This window comes from Paracoccus sp. SMMA_5_TC (genome assembly GCF_009696685.2).
Classification (GTDB): domain Bacteria; phylum Pseudomonadota; class Alphaproteobacteria; order Rhodobacterales; family Rhodobacteraceae; genus Paracoccus.
On sequence record NZ_CP102355.1, the window covers coordinates 982,134 to 1,000,237 of the forward strand.

Genomic DNA, 18,104 nt, shown 5'->3' on the forward strand with positions numbered 1-18,104 from the left:
CCGGTTCGGGGTCAGGGAAACTGTGCCTCGGGGCGCGAGGGCGGACGGCGGGCGCCGCGGAAAGGGCCCTGACCCGCGGCGTCGATGCGGGCAATTGCCTGCGCGATCGGCTCAACGATCACCGCCATGGCATAGGCGGTGGCGTGGATCATTCTTTCGCTGTCCAGCGCCATGGCGACATGGCCGGGCCAGAACAGCAGATCGTTGCGCTTGATCGCACCCTCGGCGACAGGAAAGGCGGCTTCCTGCATGTCGCTGTCGCCCGGGCAGGCGATGGCACAGGCCGACAGCGCCGCCTGCGCCAGCCCCGAACAGTCAATGCCCCAGCGGCTGTTGCCGCCCCACAGATAGGGGGTGCCAAGCAGCGACAGCGCCACCTCGGCCGGGTCGGTGGCCGGTTGGTCGCCCAGATGCTGCAACGGCACCCAGCCGCCCTGCGCCAGCCGGGCAAAGCCGTTCTGCACCGCCCCGACCGACAGTCGCGCCCCCAGGGACAGCGCCAGCAGATCGCGGCTTTTCAGGTCCGGTTCGGCATAGACATGGGTTGCGGGGGCGATCACGCGATGGGTGATCGGCGGCAGGTCATGGCCGATCTGATCGGCGCGCAGCCAGCCGCAATAGCCGTCGGCCTCGGCCTGGACAAAGGCCCAGTCGTCCTGATGGTCCAGCAGTGTCAGGCCCGCGCCGAAGTTCAGCTGGCGATCACGGGCGCCCGAGGGGGCCCGGCACAGGTCGGCGACGGGCACCTGCAGGCGGACAGGGCGGCCGGGGGTATAGGCAGGTCTTGCAATCAATCCCCGCAGCGATTCCAGCGCCACGCGCTCGGTCGCAGGGGTCAGGCGGCGGTCGGTCAGGATCGGGGTCGTAGCGTCGTCCACGGATTGGGTCATGTCGATGTCTCGGCCGGGGTCAGGATCTGGGGCAGGGCGTGCAGGATGGCGCGCATGCCCTGGCCCAGCCCGCCCTTGGGCCGGCCCGGGGCGGCGGTCGGCTGCCAGCCGTAGATGTCGAAATGGGCAAAAAGCCGGGCCTTTTCGGTAAACCTGCGCAGGAACAGCGCGGCCGTTATGGCGCCGGCGAAACCTCCCGAAGGGGCATTGTCCAGATCGGCGATGCCCGGTTCGATCAACGTCTCGTAAGGTTCCCAGAAGGGCAGGCGCCAGACCGGATCGGCGTGATCGCGCCCTGCCTGCTGGATCGCAGCCGCAGCCTCATCGTCGTCGCAGAAGAAGGGTGGCAGATCGGGCCCCAGCGCGACCCGTGCGGCCCCGGTCAGGGTTGCCATCGAAATCAGCAGATCGGGTGCCTCTTCGTCGGCAAGCGCCAGGGCATCGGCCAGGATCAGGCGGCCTTCGGCATCGGTGTTGTTGATCTCGACGCTCAGCCCCTTGCGGCCGGTCAGGATGTCGCCCGGGCGGAAGGCATCTGCCGAAATCGCGTTTTCCACCGCCGGGATCAGCACCCGCAGCTGCATCCCTGCGGTCAGCCCCAGCCGCGCCAGGGTCTCGGCCAGGCCAAGGACATTGGCGGCACCCCCCATGTCCTTTTTCATCAGCGCCATCGAGGCGGGCGGCTTGATGTCGAGGCCGCCGGTGTCGAAACAGACCCCCTTGCCGACCAGGGTCAGTCGCGGCCCCCGGCCCGGAAAGCGAATATCGATCAGCCGCGGCGGCTGGGCCGCGGCCCGACCGACGGCGTGGATCAGGCCCAGGTGCTGGGCCAGCAGATCCTCGCCCCGAATGACCTCGATCCCGGCACCGTGGCGCTGGGCCAGATCCCGTGCCGCCTGTTCCAGCGCCTGCGGCCCCATGTCCGAGGCCGGCGTGTTGATCAGGTCGCGGGCCAGAAATTCGCCCGCGGCCAAGGCCAGCAGACGGTCGGCATCGACCCCGGGCGGGCAGACCAGCCGCGCCTGCGGCGTTTCGACCTGACGATAGCGGCCAAAACGATATTGCGCCAGAAGCCAACCGAAAACGCCCATCTGCGCATCGAAGCCGGTCGGAATATTGACCAGATGCCACGCCCCCGCCGGGAGAGACTCGGCGGCGCGGGCCAGCACGTGCCGGTCGCGCGGGCCCCGCGGACCAGGCATCGGCCCCAGGCCGAACAACGCCCCGGCCAACCCGCCATCCGCTGCCGGCAGCAGGCACAACTGTCCGGCCTTGCCGGCAAAGCCCTGCGCCATGGCCCAGCGGCGTTGCAGGTCACTCAGCTCTGCGGGCAATTCGATCTGCCCGGCATCCCCGTCTGAGGGACGCATGAGCCACAGCGGCAGCGACGCCGCGCTGGAAGGGGCGAACTCCAGAGTCATTCTGCACGATCCTTGCCGTTTTGGGGATCAGACTAGCCGGACGGCTGTGCGCTGCAAGGGTTGCGGCATCACAAAGGCACGTCACGATCCCACAATTCGGTCAGCGAACGACGACCGACCCGCTCCAACCGTGCCAAAGTCGCTGCAAGGCTTTGCCGATCGCGCAGTTCGGCGCAGCGACCGACATCGATGGCCACGCCCGATAACGTGACCAGACCGATTTGCCATGCCAGTCGTGAAAGCTGATCGGCACCTTGCGCCACCCCCCCCAGATCATCCTGATGCCCGGCCTGCAACGTGCGGCCAAGCGCCCGCGCCAACTGTTCGAGCGTGGCGATCACAACCTGCATTCCCGCCTTTTCGCCCAGGGCCGCCACGATCTGATCCACCCGTTGAGGGTCGATATGAATGTTTTCCCTGGGTGCCAGGCTGGCAATCTGCGGCATGTATTCGGTCCTTGCTTGGCGCGCTGGGCGCATAGCCACGCTTGCAGCAATCCGTCAAGAAAACGTTATGCGGAACCGCCAAAACCACTCGAACTTTAGTGGTCGAAAAGATATGACCGAACAAACAGTAGATGAGGGAGCCATGAAATACGCCCGTCCGCTGCCCCAGTATCTGGTTCAGCGCTATCACGGCTGGCATGCCACCGCCTTCAGTGAAAATCGTGTCTGGTATCGCCGACTGGCCGAAGACGGTCAGCATCCGCGCGCGATGGTCATCGCCTGTTGCGATTCGCGCGTCCATGTCACCTCGATCTTCGGGGCGGATACGGGAGAGTTTTTCATCCACCGAAACATTGCCAATCTGGTGCCGCCCTATGCGCCGGACGGCCAGCAGCACGGCACCTCGGCGGCGGTCGAATATGCCGTATGCACATTGAAGGTCGCGCATCTCGTCGTTGTCGGCCACACCCGCTGCGGTGGTGTTCAAGGCTGCCATGCGATGTGTTCGGGCCATGCGCCGCAGCTGGAGGAGAAAAGCAGTTTTGTCGGTCGCTGGATGGACATTCTGCGATCCGGCTACGACCGTATTGCCGCCCTGCCCGAGTCCGAGCAGATACCGGCTCTCGAACGCCAGGCGGTGCTGGTTTCCCTGGAAAACCTGATGACCTTTCCCTTTATCGCCGAACAGGTGGAAAGCGGTGGTCTGTCGTTGCATGGCGTGTTGCACGACATCGCGAATGGAACCCTGGAACAGTATGATCCGGAAACCGGAAGCTTCGTGACGCTGGGCTGAGACAAGCGAACAGCGTTCAGGCAGGCGCCGTGCAACACGTGATGGGGTGCGGCGCCTGCCGTTTCCAGCATTGCCAGTCGACAGCAGGCATATGGCGCGGCTGCGTCAGTCGCGACTGTCGTCGCTCAGTTCACCACAAGTTCGGCGTGCAAGGCGCCGGCGGAATGGATCGTCTTGAGAATGTCGATCATGTCGCGCGGTCGCACCCCCAATGCGTTCAGGCCTGTGACCACGGCAGAGAGCGACGTTTCCCCGCCCACCTCGGCAAAGCCGATGCCGGGTTCCTGGGTGATGTCGACCTGTGTGCGGGGCACAACCACAGTTTCGCCCGGGGCAAAGGGATTGGGCTGCGACACCATCGGCGCTTCCCGCACGCGCAGCGTCAGGTTGCCCTGCGACACCGCAACGCGCGAAATGCGCACGTCCTGTCCCAGAACGATGGTGCCGGATTTCTGATCGATTACCACACGCGCGACCGTCTGCGGCTCGACCTGGATATTTTCGATCCGTCCGACAAGGCGCGTCAGGCTCGGCTGGCCCAGAACATCGGCGCGAATGTTGATGGTGCCGGCATCGGTCGCCTCGGCCAGGTTGGCGCCGAAATTCCGGTTGATTGCAGCCTCGATGCGTGTGGCGGTGGTGAAATCCGGGTTGCGCAGCGCCAGGCGAAAGCTGGTCATCTGCGAAAAATCAAAAGCCACCTCGCGTTCGATCCGGGCGCCGCCGGGAATCGCGGCCGCGGTGGGCACGCCCTGCACCACCGATGCAGCCTCGCCCGCGGCTGCGACGCCGCCCGCCAGGACCGCGCCCTGTGCGACGGCATAGATTTCGCCATCGGCCGCGTTCAATGGCGTCATCACAAGGGTGCCGCCCAGCAGGCTTTTTGCATCGCCGATGGCCGAAACACTGACATCGATGCGCGACCCCGAGCGTGCGAAAGGCGGCAGTGTCGCAGTCACGATCACCGCCGCCACGTTCTTTGCACGGACGGCATCCTCGGTCACATTTACACCCAGACGTTCCAGCAGGGTGCCCAGCATCTGCTCGGTAAAGGGAGAGTTGCGGAAACTGTCGCCCGTGCCGTTCAATCCGACCACCAGACCGTAACCGACCAGATCGTTACCGCGCACGCCGTCGATGTTGACCAGATCCTTGATGCGGACGGGCGCCGCATGGGCGGTAGCGACCAGCGCTGTCAGGATAAGCCCTAGAAGAAATCGGATCATAGGTAATCTGTCAGCTTCAGCCGCGACAGCCGCGCGGTCATCATGTAAATGGTCTGCATCGCGGTCTCAGCCTCTTGCAAAGCAACGGCGGTTTCATACGGATCGGCACCGATCAGGTCGCTGCGCGATTTCCGGATCTGTGCGATCTCTTCGTCGTGGCGTTGGGCCAAGGACTGAACCCTTGCCTGCTGGTCGCCGACACCGGCACGGGCTACCGTCAACAGCTTTTCAACCGCGTGCAGCTTGCCCCCTGCCGCCGAAACCAACTCGCGGAGCGCGCCGGTGTTGCCGGCAACAGCAGCGCGTGCGCCGCTGCTCAACATGGCAAAGCCCTTGAACAATTCACGAAATTCCGGGTCGGCGGCGGTCAGCATGTTGCCCATCGCGGTATTGTCATCCACAAGCATGCCCGCGCCCGCTGCTTCCCCACCCAGATAACCGATGTCCAGAAACCCGCCGGTCCCGGGTGGTGCGTCGAACCATTGGTCGATCCGCGCGATCACATCGGCAACGTTCGTCGCACCGGCCAGGTGGCTGTTCAAGGCGGTCGTGAAGGTGTCGAAATCGGCCAGCGCGGGAGTGTCCGAGCGCGTTCCTGCAAAGAGAAATTTCCCGGCCAACTCGCTGTTCAACCGTGCGAAGATGCCAGCAAAGCTTGTTTGTGCTGCATCTGCCCGCATCTGCAAGATGGCGGGATCGGCGGTTTCAGCCTCGATGATCAAGCCAGCGCCGAAAGCGTTTGCCTGATCCTGGATGAATTTCAGACTGTCCTGCACCAGGTTCAGTGCCTGCCCCAGTTCGGTTGTGTTTTCCCGCCATGTCTGAACTGCGTCCAGGCGGGTCTGCATGTGGGAAAGACGGGTCAGATCGCCTCGCAGATGCTGGGAAATGTCGGCTTTGACCCCGCTGGCCTGCTCGACGGTCAGACGATTGATGCGCTGCTTGGCATTGGCCTGCGCCAGGCGCAGCTGCAGATTGCGCGACAGATCCCCGACGGCAGATTTCATGGTCATTTCACCCCCAGGATCGTGTCGAGCATCTCGTTGGCAGTCTGCAAAACCTTGGCATTCGCGGCATAGGCGCGCTCCAGTGCCATCAGGCTTTCCATCTCCTGGTCGCTATCGACCCCCTCGGCCAGCAGCGCCTGTTTCAGGCTGTTGCCGTGAGTCTGAAGTTGATCGAGCCGACCTTCTGCGGCGACCCGCTCGGTTGCGATGATCGACGCGATACCCCCGGTCAGCCCGCCAATGCTGCGAGCCGGACCAGACAATGCCAGGGATACCGGCGTCCGGGCTGTCTCAAACGCTTGGACCATGCGGTTGATCAGTGTTGAATTGCCCACATCGCCGGGGGTCGCGGCGCTCATGCCTGCCCGTATCCGCCAGAGTTGCCCGCCCGCTTGCGGATCCGCGGCCGGGTTCAAGGCGATGCGTCCGGCAAAGCCGACTTCGTTCAGGGGATCAAGAGCCGATGCACCGTCCGAGAACAGACCGGGCTGACCGGCAGCAAGCGTGCCGTCGATGGCCGGATCGGCAAGACGATCATAGATTTCGCGTGCGAGACCGTCCAGTCGTGCCTGATGGGCGGGGGCCAGCGTGTCGCGGATCGCCAGGTTGGCCGCAATACGACCACCTTCAAACATGGTCTTGTGTGCGGCACTCATCGGTGCGCCACCGACCATGATCTGACCAAGATCACCATTGGCCACGGTCATCTGGGGTGTCATCGCGGTCACGCCGACGAAATCGATCGCCAGCGGCGTGGTCCCGTCCAGCAGCGCAAACCCACTGTCCGAAAAGATGGCGACTGTGCCGTTTTCACGCGGAACCTCGCGGATACGCACCAGACCCGAGAGATCATCGATGATCTTCTGCCGGGCGTCCAGCAAGGCGGAACTGTCCTGTCCCTGAGCGGCAAGGCTGACGATATTGCGATTCAGATTCGCGATTTCGTGCAAGCTCTTGTTCAGCGTTTCGATATCCCTTGCGATGGCCTGGTCGGCACGCAGCCTTTCATCCTGGATGGTCCGGGAAATTCCGTTCAGCTTTCCTGCAAGGTTGCGTGCGCTATCGACCACTGCCATCAGACGCTGATCGCTGTCAGGTCTGGCGCTTGCCTGGGTCAGCGCGGTGTTGAAAGACGAAAGCGCGCCTAGCAGCGACCCGGTTTGCGTCACATCGCCAAATGCCGTTTCCAAGGTGACGGCGAAATGCGACAGCGCATCAGCCTGGCTTCTGCCCGCGTTCGCCAGACGGTATTCGCGCAGAAGATCGGCATTCACCGCCCGGGCTATTCCATCGATCCGAACACCGCCGCTATGGGTTTGCGGCGACAGGGCAAGGCTGCGGCGACCGTAGCCTTCGGTCAAGGCGTTCGCGAGGTTTGACGCGGTCACCTCGGTTCCCCGCGAAACTGCGGTCAGACCAGAGACCGCGTTCATGATCGCTGACGAAATGCTCATCTACGCCTCGTTAGGATAAGGGGTGGATTACTAGCGCTTGAGATTGGCGGTTTCCTGAAGCATCTCGTCCACGGTCTGGATCACCTTGGCGTTCGATGTATAGGCGCGCTGGGTCTGGATCAGGTCGGTCAGTTCCGCGGCGACATCGGTCGTTGACGCTTCGCGGGCATAGCCGACCATGCTGCCGGTCGGCCCGTCACCTGCGTTCCACAGGTAGAACGGTCCCGATTCCGACGAGATGCGATAGGTCTGATTGTCATTTGCAATCAAACCGTTCGGATTCGGGACATCGACCAGGGGAATCTGATATAATGTCCGGCTGAAGCCGGTATCATAGGTGGCTTTCAGATAGCCGTGCTCGTCCACCTCGAGCCCGGTCAGATTGCCCACCGGCGAGCCATTCTTTGTCACATTTGCCGAGGAAAACCCGGCGGCGAGCTGGGTGATGCCGTTCGCGTCCCCATAGCGGCCGACATTGATGGCCATGGGCCCGTTCGCCCCGGTGACGGTAACGGCTCCGCTGACCGGATCATAGGCCCCGCCGGTGACAGCTGTTACTGCCGACAGCGTTCCTGCCCCCGGCTGGGTGTCGCGGAATGTCAGCGTAAAGGTTCCAATCAACGATTCATCAGCCGCAGTCCCGGCATCGTCGACAATGGCGCTGTCGCGGATCTCGACGGTCCAGCTGTTGGTGCGGGTTCCGGCCGGGCCGCTGACATCAGGGGTCAGGGTAAAGCGCATCCTCTCGGATCCGCCGAGATTGCTGAAATATTCAACTTCGACTTCGCGCGCATCGCCTGCGGCACCCCCGATCGCATCATTGGCCGGCAGGTTCAGGCCCAGGTTGATCCGCGTCGTGGGATCGGCCGATTTCTGGCTGGAGTTTATCCGGATCGCCTGCAATCCGGTGGCCGAATCGCGCGGTTGTGCCGGCACGGTCCCATCCGCCGCAGCTGGCCAGCCCATCAGCACCAGCCCCGAACTGGTACGCAGGAAACCTTCGTCATCCAGCCTGAAGGCGCCGGTGGTGGTCATCATCAGGCTGCGGTTGCCCGTGCCCGCCATGGCGGCGGCGGTGTCGGTTACAGGCAGCATGCCGCGCCCCGAAATCGCAATGTCCAGAGGATGAGCAGTGCCGACGATATTGCCGCGCTGATCGATGTTGCGTTCGCTCAGCGCCCGCACACCGCCGGCCGTATAGCTGCCACCCCGGCCCTCATTGATCACCAGGCTTTCAAAGGCCGTGGTCACCCGCTTGTAGCCATAGGTGCCCGAATTCGCGATATTGTCGGAAATGCCCGAGAGCCGGGTCGAGTTCGCCGACAGTCCCAATACGCTGGCATTCAAGGCGGAAGAGATCGACATTGTGACACCCTTTGTGGCTTGCTGCGGTGCATGATGGCGGTCAGGGGTTAATTTCCCCCTAATCCGGCCGGTCGCGGTCTAGCGCAGCAGAATGATTTCGATTCGATTGTTGCCGGGATCCATGGGATTGACCGAACGGTTGCGCCGGTCGGCATGGGCGGTCACGCGCTGCACCCTTGTCATGTCGAAGCCGGCATCCTGCATCAGGTTGCGGACGGCATGGGCGCGGGCATCCGAAAGCGCCCAGACCGGCGACTGGATCAGCATTTCGGGATAGGCACGGACATGGCCGCCGATGGCGATATCGTTGCGCACCCGCCCCAACACCTGCGACAGGATAGCTGCCAGGTCACGCAGCGCGGCGGTGGGCTGGGCGCTGTCCCCATCGAAAAGCGGTGCGTCCACCAGATCGGTCAGTTCGATCACCAGGCCTTCATCGGTCATCCGCGTGACCACATGGCGCAGCAGGTTGACCTTTTGCAGCGATTCGGCGCCACTGCCGGTCAGCTGGTTCTGGATGTGACGCGCCAGTTGTTCGAATGCGGCATCCTGCTGGCGAAGGGCCTGGCCGGCCAGCGAATCGCGCGAGGCGCCTGCCCCCTGGCCCGAATCGGTGGTCGCGTCCTGCTTGAGCCCCCCATAGGGACCATCGCTGCCGCTGCCGGTGCGCTGGACGATGGTGGGGTTGAAATATTCCGCCAGGCCCTGGCGCTGTTTTTCCGTGGTGGCATTCAACAGCCACATCAGCAGAAAGAACGCCATCATGGCGGTGACGAAATCGGCATAGGCCACTTTCCAGGCGCCGCCGTGATGGCCGCCGCCCTGTGCCCCTTGCACGCGCTTGATGATGATGGGACCACTGCCCCCGGTCGCGGCCATGCCGAAAATCCTTTCCTGACCGGGGAAAGGTTTACCGACGCACCCCTAATATCCAGTTAACAGATCAAATGCCCCGCATTTCCTGCAGGATCCGCCGCGCGGCCATTTCGGCGATCATGATGGTCGGGCTGTTGGTATTTCCCGATGTGATCGTCGGCATGATCGAGGCGTCTACGACGCGCAACCCCTTGATCCCCCGCAGCTTCAGGTCCGGGTCAAGAACGGCTTGCGGGTCTGTTCCCATCCGCACGGTGCCCACGGGATGAAAGATCGTGGTGCCCACACGTCCTGCGGCGCGGGCCAGGGCTTCGTCGCTGTCCTCGCCCGGGCCGGGAGCAAATTCCTGTGGCTGATAGCGTGCCATCGGTGCCTGGGCCATGATCTTTCGCGTCAGGCGGATCGCGCGCGCGGCAACAATCCGGTCGGCCGCAGCCGACAGATATTTCGGATCGATTTCCGGCGGCACCCGCGGATCGGCCGAGGTGATGCGGACATGGCCGCGGCTCTCGGGCCGCAGGTGGCAGACGCTGGCGGTCATGGCCGGAAAGTCGTGCAGCGGGCTGCCAAAGGCATCCAGGCTCAGCGGCTGCACATGGTATTCCAGATCGGGGGTGGCGACATCGGGACCGCTGCGGGCAAAGGCGCCCAGCTGACTTGGGGCCATGCTCATCGGGCCGCTGCGCAACAAGGCGTATTCCAGCCCGATGCGCGCCTTGCCCCACAGGCTGGCGGCCATCTGGTTCAACGTCCGCGCCCCGCTCAGGCGATAGGCGCAGCGGATTTGCAGATGGTCTTGCAGGTTGTCGCCCACTGCGGCATCCTGCAGCACGGTGATCCCCAGGGATTGCAGCAGCGACCCCGGGCCGATTCCGGACAGTTGCAGGATCTGCGGGCTACCGATGGCCCCGGCCGACAGGATCACATTCGCGCCCCGCAGCACGGCACCGTCCAGCAGCTCGATACCGACGGCGCGCCGGTCCTCAACCAGAACCCGCCGCACCTGCCGGCCCGTCATCAGCTGCAGGTTCGGGCGCGACAGCGCCGGACGCAGGAACGCCTTTGCCGTTGAAACCCGCAGACCGCGGCGCTGATTCACCCTGAAATAGCCGACGCCCTCGTTGTCGCCGGTGTTGAAATCGTCCGATGCCGGGATCCCTGCCGCCTGAGCGGCCAGGGCAAAATCGTCCAGGATGTCCCAGCGCAGCCGCTGCGCTTCGACCCGCCATTCGCCGCCGACCCCGTGATGTTCAGAGGCGCCGGCGAAGTGGTCCTCGCTGGCCAGGAACAGCGGTCTTACGTCATCCCACCCCCAGCCCGTGCAACCCAGTTGGCGCCAGTGGTCGTAATCCGCCGCCTGACCTCGCAGATAAAGCATGCCGTTGATCGACGAGCAGCCGCCCAGAACGCGCCCGCGCGGATACAGAAGCGAGCGGCCTTCCAGCCCGGCCTGCGGCGCTGTGCGATAGCCCCAGTCGGTGCGCGGATTGCCGATGCAGTAAAGATAACCGATCGGAATATGGATCCAGGGATAGGAGTCGCGGCCGCCGGCCTCGATCAGCAGAACCTTGATGCGGGGATCTGCGGACAGGCGGTTGGCAAGGACGCAGCCCGCACTTCCGGCGCCGACGATGATGAAATCAAGGTCCATCTGCCCCTCTGCGTTGGCGTCGCTGTCGCGTCACTGTAGAAAGCGGGCCCTCGGGCTGCAAGCGAGCCACCTTGCACGCCGCATTGCCCGCGATATTCTGCCCCCATGTTGGCCGAGGGTGAATACGACCTGAACACAGGCGCGGGGCTGATTGCCTGTCCGCGCTGCGATGCCTTGCACCTGGAACGCAATCTGGAGCCGGGGGAAACGGCGCGCTGCGTGCGCTGCAACACGGTCCTGGCCAGCCCGCGCACCGGCGCCTTTACCCGCATCATCGCATTATCCTTTACCGCGTTGGTGCTGATGGTGGCGGCGGTGTTCTTTCCGTTTCTGGAAATCTCGCGCATGGGCTTTGGCAACGAAACCTCGCTTTTCGGGGTGGCGCTGGCGTTCTCGCACGGGGCGCTGCTGCCGCTGACGGTGCTGGTCCTGGCCAGCATCGTCGGCCTGCCGGTGCTGCGGGCGTTGCTGCTGGTCTATACGCTGCTGCCGCTGAGCCGCCAGCGCCCGCCCTATGCCCATGCGGTGCCCGCCTTTCGCCTGGCCGAGGCGCTGCGTCCGTGGTCCATGGCCGAGATATTCGTCATCGGCACTGCGGTGGCACTGGTCAAGGTCGCGGGACTGGCCAACATCAGCTTCGGCCCGGCCTTCTGGGCGTTTTGCGGGCTGATCGTGGTAAATGCGGCCAGCAACGCCTTTACCAGCGCCACCACCATCTGGGACGCGATCGAGGACGGGGGCCTGGGCACCGACGGGCGCGAAATGCTGCCGGAGCCGCGGCCATGACCGACCAGGCCGCGCCGGTGCTGACCGCCCACCGTGCCGGGCTGATCGGATGCCGTGGCTGCGGTCGTGTCTGGCCGCAAGAAGAAAGCCTCTGCGCGCGCTGCGGCAGCGCCTTGACGCCGCCTGATCGCCGCTGCCTGTCTGCCGTCTGGGCCTGGTGGCTGGCAGGGTTGATCTTCTACATTCCCGCTAACCTGTTTCCGATGCTCAAGACCACGGTGTTCGGCGGGCTCAACGGCAATAGCGAGTCGACGATCCTGGGCGGGGTCGTAGAGCTGATCCACTATGGCAACTGGGGCGTGGCTGCGGTGGTCTTTGTCGCCTCGGTGGTGGTGCCGATCGCCAAGTTCGTGGCCATTGCCTGGCTGGCGCTGGTTGCGGGGCGTCCAGCCACCGTCCGCGACGCGCACCGGCGGCTGCAGCTTTTCGAGGTGGTGGAATTCATCGGTCGCTGGTCGATGATCGATGTCTTTGTCGTCGCCATCCTGTCGGCACTGGTGCAGCTGGGGTTTGTCGCCTCGATCCACCCCGGACCTGCGGCGGTGTCGTTTTCGCTGTCGGTTGCCTTCACCATGCTTTCGGCGCAAAGCTTCGACCCTAGATTGATCTGGCGCGGCCTGCCGCTGCGCAGCCGCAAGGACAGTGCATGACGGAAAATGCCGTTCCCCCGACCGATTCGGCACCGCTGAAACCTGCCGAGCCGCAGCGCAAGCCCGCGGCCCGGGCGGCACGCGCTGGCCTGCCGCTGATCTGGATCGTTCCCTTTCTGGCGCTGATCGTGACGCTGGGGGTGGGCTGGAACGCGCTGGCCAGCCGCGGCACCCTGATCTCGGTCGCCTTCAAGGACGCCACCGGCATCACGCCCGGCGAAACCGCGCTGAAATTCCGCGAAATCACCGTGGGCAAGGTCGAATCGGTCCGCTTTACCGAGGATCTGCAGCAGGTCGTCGTGAACATGCGCGTGGACAAGGATCTGGCCCCTTATATCGATGACAAATCCCAGTTCTGGATCGTGCGTCCGCAGGTCTCGGCGCAAGGCATCTCGCGGCTGGACACGGTGCTGACCGGGGCCTTCGTCGAGGGTTACTGGGACGATCAGGCGGGCGAGCCGGTGCGCCGCTTTCAGGGACTGGACAAGCCGCCGCTGATCAGCTTTGGCCAGAAGGGGCGCTGGATCACGCTTTCGGCAGAACGCTCGCGCGGGATGACCGAAGGCGCGCCGGTGATGTTCCGCGGCCTGCCGGTGGGCCGGATGCAGAACCTGCGTCTGTCCGAAAACGACGAAGGTGTGTTGGCGGACGTGTTCGTGCCCGCCCCCTACGACGGCTTGCTGACCACCAGCACGGTGTTCTGGGACACCTCGGGGTTTTCGGTGTCGCTGGGGGCGCAGGGCATTTCGCTGAACGTGAACTCGCTGGCCTCGGTGTTGCAGGGGGGCGCCGAATTCGCCACGCTCAGTTCCGGCGGCGCCCCGGTCGAGGATGGACATGTGTTCCAGCTGCAACCAGACCGTGCGGCCGCCGAAACCAACCTGTTTTCCGACCAGAGCCGGGCCCTGCGCCTGACCATGCTGATCGACGAATCGGTCAAGGGGCTGGAGACGGGGGCCAATGTGCAGTTCATGGGCCTGACGGTGGGGCGGGTCACCGGTCTGGCGGCGCGGGTGGTCAAGGACGATCAGGGCCGCGAGCGCGTCGAACAGCAGGTGACGCTGGCCATCACTCCGGAACGGCTGGGCCTGCCGGCCGATACCCCGCCGGAACAGGCGCTGGATTTCGTCGCCCAGCAGGTCCGCGACGGGCTGCGCGCCCGCATCGCCAGCGCCGGCTTCTTCGGCACTTCGCTCGAGGTCGAACTGGTGCGCCTGCCCGAGGCGGCGCCGGCCGAACTGGACCGCGAGGCCAGCCCGCATCCGGTGATCCCATCGGTTCCCGGCGATATTTCGGATTTCAGCGAAACTGCCCAAGGCTTCCTGGCCCGCGTCGGCAACTTGCCCCTGGAAGAGGCGCTGAAGTCGCTGACCGACATGCTGAATTCCGTCACCGCTCTGGCCAGCAGCGAAGATACCCGCGCCATCCCCGCCGCCCTGCGCAGCACGCTGGAAAACGCCCAGGCTGCGGCCGGCGAGATTCGCACCGTGACCAGCGAATTGCGCGAATCGGGGGCGATGGGACAGGTGCGCAAGATGGTGGACGAGGCCGCCGCCGCGGCCGAGGCCGTCAAGCTGGCCGCCGCAGACGTGCCCGGCATGGTCGATCAGATCGACGCCGCCGCCGCCAAGATCGAGGCGGTGGACTTTGCCGCCATCGGCAACGAGGCCGAAGGCATCCTGCGCGATCTGCGCGCGCTGCTGGGCACCGAGGATGCCGAGCAGCTGCCGCGCAACCTGTCGGATACGCTCAAGGCGGCCTCGGGGCTGCTCAACGACCTGCGTGACGGCAATGCCGCGGGCAGCCTGAACACGGCGCTGGCCTCGGCCAGCACGGCGGCGCAGGATGTTTCGGCCGCCGCCCGGCGCCTGCCGCAACTGTCGGCCCGGCTCGAGGCGCTGTCCGCCCGGGCCGAGGCGGTGATCGCCGCCTATGGCGACCGCTCGACCTTCAACACCGAAACCATCAACCTGATGCGCGAGATGCGCCGCGCCGCCAATGCCTTCGGCAGCCTGGCGCGCACCATCGAACGCAATCCGCAAGCCTTCATCCTGGGACGATAACACAAGATGCGCCTGATCCTTGCCGCTGCCGCCGGCCTGGCCCTGCTGGGGGCCTGCTCCAACGGCGAAAAGACCGCCCGCTATCTGATCGACCCGCCCAGCAGCGGCGAAAGGCTGGCCGACCGGCTGGGCACGGCCGAGCTGAAGGATGTGTCGCTGCCGGAATACGCCGCGGGTGACGAGGTCAGCTGGCAGACCGCCGATGGTGCCGTGCGCTCGAACACCAAACAGCTTTGGGCCGACAGTCCGCAGCGCGCCTTTACCCTGACGCTGGCGCGCAGCATTTCCGAGATTTCCGGCGCCACGGTCATCGCCGAACCATGGCCGCTGGCCGAACCGCCGCGCCGCCGGCTCGAGGTCAGGGTGGAAAAGGCGCTGGCCCAGGCCGACGGGCTTTACCGGCTGAGCGGGCGCTATTTCGTATCGGACGAGGGGGCCGGCGGCAGCAACCAGGCGCGCAGCTTCGACATTGCGGTGCCGCTGCAGGGGCAGGGGCCCGGACCGATCGCCCGCGCCCAGTCCCAGGCCATTGCCCAGCTGGCACGCCAGATTGCCACCCTGTCGGGACCGGGGCGCACGATCCGCACCTCGGCCGCGCCGGCGCCGCGCATCGACGACATCTTTTCCCAGCCGCTGCCGCCGCTCGAGGGCAGCTAGCGCCTAGCCGGCATCGGGGGCGAACTGGCCGAAGCGGCCGGCGGCAAAGACCAGCGGGTGGTCGCCGGGCCCGGCCACGGTTACCCGCAGCACCCGCCCGATCAGCACCGAATGATCGCCCGCCTGATGCCCGGCGTGGGTAAGGCAGTCGAAGCGGGCGGCAACGCCGGGGATGGCGGGCAGCCCCTCGTCGGTCAGCACCGTCTCGAGCCCCTCGAACTGGCTGCCGCCGCGGGTAAAGCGCAGGCAGGTCTGCAACTGTTCCGAGCCCAGAACATGCACTGCCCAGCCGCTGGCCCCGGCAAAGATGTCATGGCGCGAGGAATTGCGCGCCGGGCACCACAAGACCAGGGGCGGCTCCAGCGAGACGCTGGTAAAGCTGTTCACGGTCATGCCCACCGGCCCCTGCGGTCCCATGGTGGTGACCACGGTGACGCCGGTGGCAAAGCGACCCAGGGCCTCGCGCAGCAGCCGCGCCTCGGCCGTGGCGGGGTGAAAGGTGATCTCGTCGGCCAGACGGTCGCGGGTGGCGGGGGGAAGTCGGGTCATGCGCGGGCCCTGTTCATCGCCGGTGCGGCTGGGAAAACGGGCCGGCTCGCCGGCCTTGGCCCCGTTCTAGCCGTGGTGGTCGCGGGTATCAAGGCGCGGTGGCCGCGGGGTCATGGCGGCCATGATCCGGTCGTGCAGGGTTGGCGGCGCCACCACCAGCCCGTCGGTCAGCGCCTGCGGGCTGTTGAAGCGCGGGGGCTGGCCGGCCAGGTCGGTGACCGCGCAACCGGCACGGGCGGCAATCAGGCACCCCGCCGCCACATCCCATTCCCATGCCGGGCGCGTGGTAAGGGCGGCGTCGAACCGACCTTCGGCCACCAGGCACAGCCGCCAGGCCAGCGATGGACGAAAGCCGCGTCGCACCGGCGGCGTGCGGCCGCGCCAATGCACCGGGTCCAGGCTCGGCTTGCCCGTCAGCACCTGCGCCCCCACAAGCTGCCGGTGGTCCGAGGGCCGCAGACTTGCACCATTGCACAGGGCCGGGCCGGTGGCATCGGCGCTATAGGTGATCTCTTGCGCCGGCAGATGCACCACCGCCGCCACCACCTCGCCCCGTCGCGTCACCGCGAGCGAATGCGAAAAACCCTCTTGCCCGTCAATGAAGGCGCGGGTGCCGTCGATCGGATCGACGATGAAGCAATATTCGGCCGCCAGCCGCGCCGGATCGTCGGCGCTTTCCTCGCTGAGCCAGCCGTAATCGGGGCGGGCGGCGCGCAGCAGGCTTTCGAGATGGCGGTTGACGGCCAGGTCGGCCTCGGTCACGGGGCCGGCGCCGGCGGGCTTGTCCCAGACCTGCGGCGCCTGCCGCCAATAGCGCAGCGCGATGCGGCCGGCCTCGTGCGCGGCCTGTTCCAGCAGGGCCAGATCAGCCGCCGGCAACGGTCATCCCTTCGACCAGCAGGCTGGGCACCCGCATCGCCCGCCAGCACCGGGCATCGTCGGCCGCGGTCAGTCGCAGCAGCATCTCGCGCAGGTTGCCGGCGATGGTGCATTCATTGACCGCATAGGCGATCTGGCCGTTTTCCACCCAGAAACCGGCGGCGCCGCGCGAATAGTCGCCGGTGGTCGGGTTGATCGACGATCCCAGCATCGAGGTGACGATCAGCCCGCGTCCCATGTCGCGGATCAGCGCGTCACGCGCATGCGCCGGGGCGCGCAGTTCCAGGTTGGTGACGCCGGGCGAGGGCGGGCTGCCGGCATCGCGCATCGCGCTGCCGGTCGAGGTCATGCCCAGCTTGCGCGCTGTGGACAGATCCAGCGTCCAGCCCGCAAGGATGCCATCGCCCACCATCAGCCGTGGCCGTGTCGCCAGGCCTTCGGCGTCGAACAGCCGCGAGGCGGCATGGCGCGGCAGGTGCGGATCCTCGTGCAGGTCGAACCCCTGCGGCAGCACCCGTTCGCCCAGGGCGTCGCGCAGCCAGCTGGCGCCACGCGCCACGGCGCTGCCATTCGCCGCGCTGACCAGGTGCCCGATCAGGCCTGCTGCCACGCGCTCGTCATATAGGATCGGAAAGGCGCCGGTCGGGGGTTTCCGGGCCCCTTGTCGGGCCACAGCCCGCTCGCCAGCCAATCGGCCCAGTTCCTCGGGCGTGGGCATGTCCTCGGCATGGGTGCGCGATTCGCCCGCCCAGTCGCGTTCCATGGCGGTGCCGCTGCCGGTGATGGCGATCACCGACAGGCTGTGGCCGCTGCGGGCATAGCCGGCCGAAAACCCGTTCGATCCGGCCAGCCACACCCGCCGCTGGCCATAGCTGGCACTGGCCGATTCCACCTGCGACACGCCGCCGACCGTCCGTGCCGCCGCCTCGGCCCGAAGCGCCAGATCCTGCAGCAGCGTCGGGGGCGGCGGCGGTGCCTGTTCCATCAGCTCCAGCCGGCTGCTGTCGGTGTCCTGCGCCAGCTCCTGCGGCTCGGCCAGGCCCAGCGTGTCATCGACCGGCGCCTCGCGCGCCATGGCCACGGCCCGCTCCGCCATCTCGGCAATCGTGCGCTCGGAATGATCCGAGGCCGAGACGCAGGCTTGCCTGCCGCCGATCAGCACCCGCAGCCCGATCTCGGTGCCTTCGGCGCGTTCGGCCTGTTCCAGCTGGCCGCCGCGCACATCGACCGACAGCGCGTCTGCATCCAGCGCCAGCGCATCGGCCTGATCGGCGCCGGCTTGTCGCGCGGCATGCAAAAGCTGCGCGGTCAACGCCCGCAGACGGTCAAGATCGGCCATGCGCCCCCCCGTTCATGAACGATGCGGGGGCCGCGATGACCCCCGGTTGTCA

General features: G+C 66.0%; 17 protein-coding genes. 5 read left to right on the forward strand and 12 right to left on the reverse strand.

The features are described 5' to 3' along the window. Nucleotides 1–11: 11 nt before the first annotated feature. From GB880_RS04945 to GB880_RS04955, 3 genes are all read right to left on the reverse strand, one after another. On the reverse strand, nucleotides 12–890 hold the full coding sequence (locus GB880_RS04945; RefSeq protein WP_154492477.1) for a C40 family peptidase: 879 nt from the start codon (nucleotides 888–890) through the stop codon (nucleotides 12–14). Beyond that, nucleotides 887–2,311, reverse strand: coding sequence for a leucyl aminopeptidase family protein (locus tag GB880_RS04950; protein WP_154492479.1), 1,425 nt, complete (start codon nucleotides 2,309–2,311; stop codon nucleotides 887–889). Before GB880_RS04950 ends, GB880_RS04945 begins: the two co-directional genes overlap by 4 nt. Nucleotides 2,312–2,379: 68 nt before the next feature. Then, nucleotides 2,380–2,757 carry a hypothetical protein gene (locus GB880_RS04955; RefSeq protein ID WP_154492481.1) on the reverse strand — a complete coding sequence of 126 codons (378 nt, stop codon included), beginning with the start codon at nucleotides 2,755–2,757 and terminating at the stop codon, nucleotides 2,380–2,382. 142 nt (nucleotides 2,758–2,899) lie between these two features. Here GB880_RS04955 and GB880_RS04960 point away from each other — a divergent pair, with 142 nt between their 5' ends. Next, nucleotides 2,900–3,550 (forward strand): carbonic anhydrase, encoded by a 651-nt coding sequence (locus GB880_RS04960; RefSeq protein ID WP_154492529.1) that lies wholly within the window; start codon nucleotides 2,900–2,902, stop codon nucleotides 3,548–3,550. A gap of 125 nt (nucleotides 3,551–3,675) precedes the next feature. Here the strand turns inward: GB880_RS04960 and GB880_RS04965 are convergent, their stop codons facing one another. The 6 genes from GB880_RS04965 to GB880_RS04990 all read right to left on the reverse strand — a co-directional run bounded on the left by GB880_RS04965 (nucleotide 3,676) and on the right by GB880_RS04990 (nucleotide 11,129). Next, nucleotides 3,676–4,776, reverse strand: coding sequence for a flagellar basal body P-ring protein FlgI (locus GB880_RS04965; RefSeq protein WP_154492483.1), 1,101 nt, complete (start codon nucleotides 4,774–4,776; stop codon nucleotides 3,676–3,678). Beyond that, on the reverse strand, nucleotides 4,773–5,783 hold the full coding sequence (locus GB880_RS04970; RefSeq protein WP_263467331.1) for a flagellin: 1,011 nt from the start codon (nucleotides 5,781–5,783) through the stop codon (nucleotides 4,773–4,775). The genes GB880_RS04965 and GB880_RS04970 overlap by 4 nt, the downstream gene beginning before the upstream one ends. A gap of 2 nt (nucleotides 5,784–5,785) precedes the next feature. Next, entirely contained in the window at nucleotides 5,786–7,237 is a 1,452-nt protein-coding gene (flgK, locus tag GB880_RS04975) for a flagellar hook-associated protein FlgK (RefSeq protein WP_154492487.1), read from the reverse strand. Between the two features lie 30 nt (nucleotides 7,238–7,267). Further along, the gene (locus GB880_RS04980) at nucleotides 7,268–8,602 is read right to left on the reverse strand and encodes a flagellar hook protein FlgE (protein WP_154492489.1); all 1,335 of its coding nucleotides are present in this window, start codon (nucleotides 8,600–8,602) and stop codon (nucleotides 7,268–7,270) included. 78 nt (nucleotides 8,603–8,680) lie between these two features. After that, complete coding sequence (locus GB880_RS04985) at nucleotides 8,681–9,481, reverse strand: flagellar motor protein MotB (protein ID WP_154492491.1); 801 nt, start codon at nucleotides 9,479–9,481, stop codon at nucleotides 8,681–8,683. 64 nt (nucleotides 9,482–9,545) lie between these two features. Next, nucleotides 9,546–11,129, reverse strand: a complete 1,584-nt coding sequence (locus GB880_RS04990) for a GMC family oxidoreductase (RefSeq protein WP_154492493.1) — start codon at nucleotides 11,127–11,129, stop codon at nucleotides 9,546–9,548. A 105-nt stretch (nucleotides 11,130–11,234) separates the two neighbouring features. Between GB880_RS04990 and GB880_RS04995 the strand changes: the two genes are divergently transcribed. Genes GB880_RS04995 through GB880_RS05010 form a run of 4 tightly spaced genes read left to right on the forward strand, consistent with a single transcriptional unit; the run spans nucleotide 11,235 to nucleotide 15,285 of the window. Next, the gene (locus GB880_RS04995) at nucleotides 11,235–11,915 is read left to right on the forward strand and encodes a paraquat-inducible protein A (protein WP_154492495.1); all 681 of its coding nucleotides are present in this window, start codon (nucleotides 11,235–11,237) and stop codon (nucleotides 11,913–11,915) included. Next, nucleotides 11,912–12,565 carry a paraquat-inducible protein A gene (locus GB880_RS05000; RefSeq protein ID WP_154492497.1) on the forward strand — a complete coding sequence of 218 codons (654 nt, stop codon included), beginning with the start codon at nucleotides 11,912–11,914 and terminating at the stop codon, nucleotides 12,563–12,565. Before GB880_RS04995 ends, GB880_RS05000 begins: the two co-directional genes overlap by 4 nt. Continuing rightward, nucleotides 12,562–14,628 (forward strand): PqiB family protein, encoded by a 2,067-nt coding sequence (locus tag GB880_RS05005; protein ID WP_154492499.1) that lies wholly within the window; start codon nucleotides 12,562–12,564, stop codon nucleotides 14,626–14,628. The genes GB880_RS05000 and GB880_RS05005 overlap by 4 nt, the downstream gene beginning before the upstream one ends. Before the next feature lie 6 nt (nucleotides 14,629–14,634). Then, nucleotides 14,635–15,285: a PqiC family protein gene (locus GB880_RS05010; protein ID WP_154492501.1), complete on the forward strand. Its 651-nt coding sequence runs from the start codon at nucleotides 14,635–14,637 to the stop codon at nucleotides 15,283–15,285. 3 nt (nucleotides 15,286–15,288) lie between these two features. On the opposite strand, the gene GB880_RS05015 is transcribed toward GB880_RS05010, so the two are convergent. From GB880_RS05015 to GB880_RS05025, 3 genes are all read right to left on the reverse strand, one after another. Then, the gene (locus tag GB880_RS05015; protein WP_154492503.1) at nucleotides 15,289–15,834 is read right to left on the reverse strand and encodes a flavin reductase family protein; all 546 of its coding nucleotides are present in this window, start codon (nucleotides 15,832–15,834) and stop codon (nucleotides 15,289–15,291) included. A gap of 66 nt (nucleotides 15,835–15,900) precedes the next feature. After that, nucleotides 15,901–16,713 (reverse strand): 3'(2'),5'-bisphosphate nucleotidase CysQ, encoded by an 813-nt coding sequence (locus GB880_RS05020; RefSeq protein ID WP_154492505.1) that lies wholly within the window; start codon nucleotides 16,711–16,713, stop codon nucleotides 15,901–15,903. Continuing rightward, nucleotides 16,700–18,052 carry a TldD/PmbA family protein gene (locus tag GB880_RS05025; protein WP_154492507.1) on the reverse strand — a complete coding sequence of 451 codons (1,353 nt, stop codon included), beginning with the start codon at nucleotides 18,050–18,052 and terminating at the stop codon, nucleotides 16,700–16,702. The genes GB880_RS05020 and GB880_RS05025 overlap by 14 nt, the downstream gene beginning before the upstream one ends. Nucleotides 18,053–18,104: the final 52 nt, after the last annotated feature.

Bases quoted from the DNA above. Each gene is read 5' to 3' on its own strand.
- GB880_RS04945 (WP_154492477.1), bottom strand. From the start codon at position 890: ATGACCCAATCCGTGGACGACGCTACGACCCCGATCCTGACCGACCGC.
- GB880_RS04950 (WP_154492479.1), bottom strand. From the start codon at position 2,311: ATGACTCTGGAGTTCGCCCCTTCCAGCGCGGCGTCGCTGCCGCTGTGG.
- GB880_RS04955 (WP_154492481.1), bottom strand. From the start codon at position 2,757: ATGCCGCAGATTGCCAGCCTGGCACCCAGGGAAAACATTCATATCGAC.
- GB880_RS04960 (WP_154492529.1), top strand. From the start codon at position 2,900: ATGAAATACGCCCGTCCGCTGCCCCAGTATCTGGTTCAGCGCTATCAC.
- GB880_RS04965 (WP_154492483.1), bottom strand. From the start codon at position 4,776: ATGATCCGATTTCTTCTAGGGCTTATCCTGACAGCGCTGGTCGCTACC.
- GB880_RS04970 (WP_263467331.1), bottom strand. From the start codon at position 5,783: ATGAAATCTGCCGTCGGGGATCTGTCGCGCAATCTGCAGCTGCGCCTG.
- flgK (WP_154492487.1), bottom strand. From the start codon at position 7,237: ATGAGCATTTCGTCAGCGATCATGAACGCGGTCTCTGGTCTGACCGCA.
- GB880_RS04980 (WP_154492489.1), bottom strand. From the start codon at position 8,602: ATGTCGATCTCTTCCGCCTTGAATGCCAGCGTATTGGGACTGTCGGCG.
- GB880_RS04985 (WP_154492491.1), bottom strand. From the start codon at position 9,481: ATGGCCGCGACCGGGGGCAGTGGTCCCATCATCATCAAGCGCGTGCAA.
- GB880_RS04990 (WP_154492493.1), bottom strand. From the start codon at position 11,129: ATGGACCTTGATTTCATCATCGTCGGCGCCGGAAGTGCGGGCTGCGTC.
- GB880_RS04995 (WP_154492495.1), top strand. From the start codon at position 11,235: ATGTTGGCCGAGGGTGAATACGACCTGAACACAGGCGCGGGGCTGATT.
- GB880_RS05000 (WP_154492497.1), top strand. From the start codon at position 11,912: ATGACCGACCAGGCCGCGCCGGTGCTGACCGCCCACCGTGCCGGGCTG.
- GB880_RS05005 (WP_154492499.1), top strand. From the start codon at position 12,562: ATGACGGAAAATGCCGTTCCCCCGACCGATTCGGCACCGCTGAAACCT.
- GB880_RS05010 (WP_154492501.1), top strand. From the start codon at position 14,635: ATGCGCCTGATCCTTGCCGCTGCCGCCGGCCTGGCCCTGCTGGGGGCC.
- GB880_RS05015 (WP_154492503.1), bottom strand. From the start codon at position 15,834: ATGACCCGACTTCCCCCCGCCACCCGCGACCGTCTGGCCGACGAGATC.
- GB880_RS05025 (WP_154492507.1), bottom strand. From the start codon at position 18,052: ATGGCCGATCTTGACCGTCTGCGGGCGTTGACCGCGCAGCTTTTGCAT.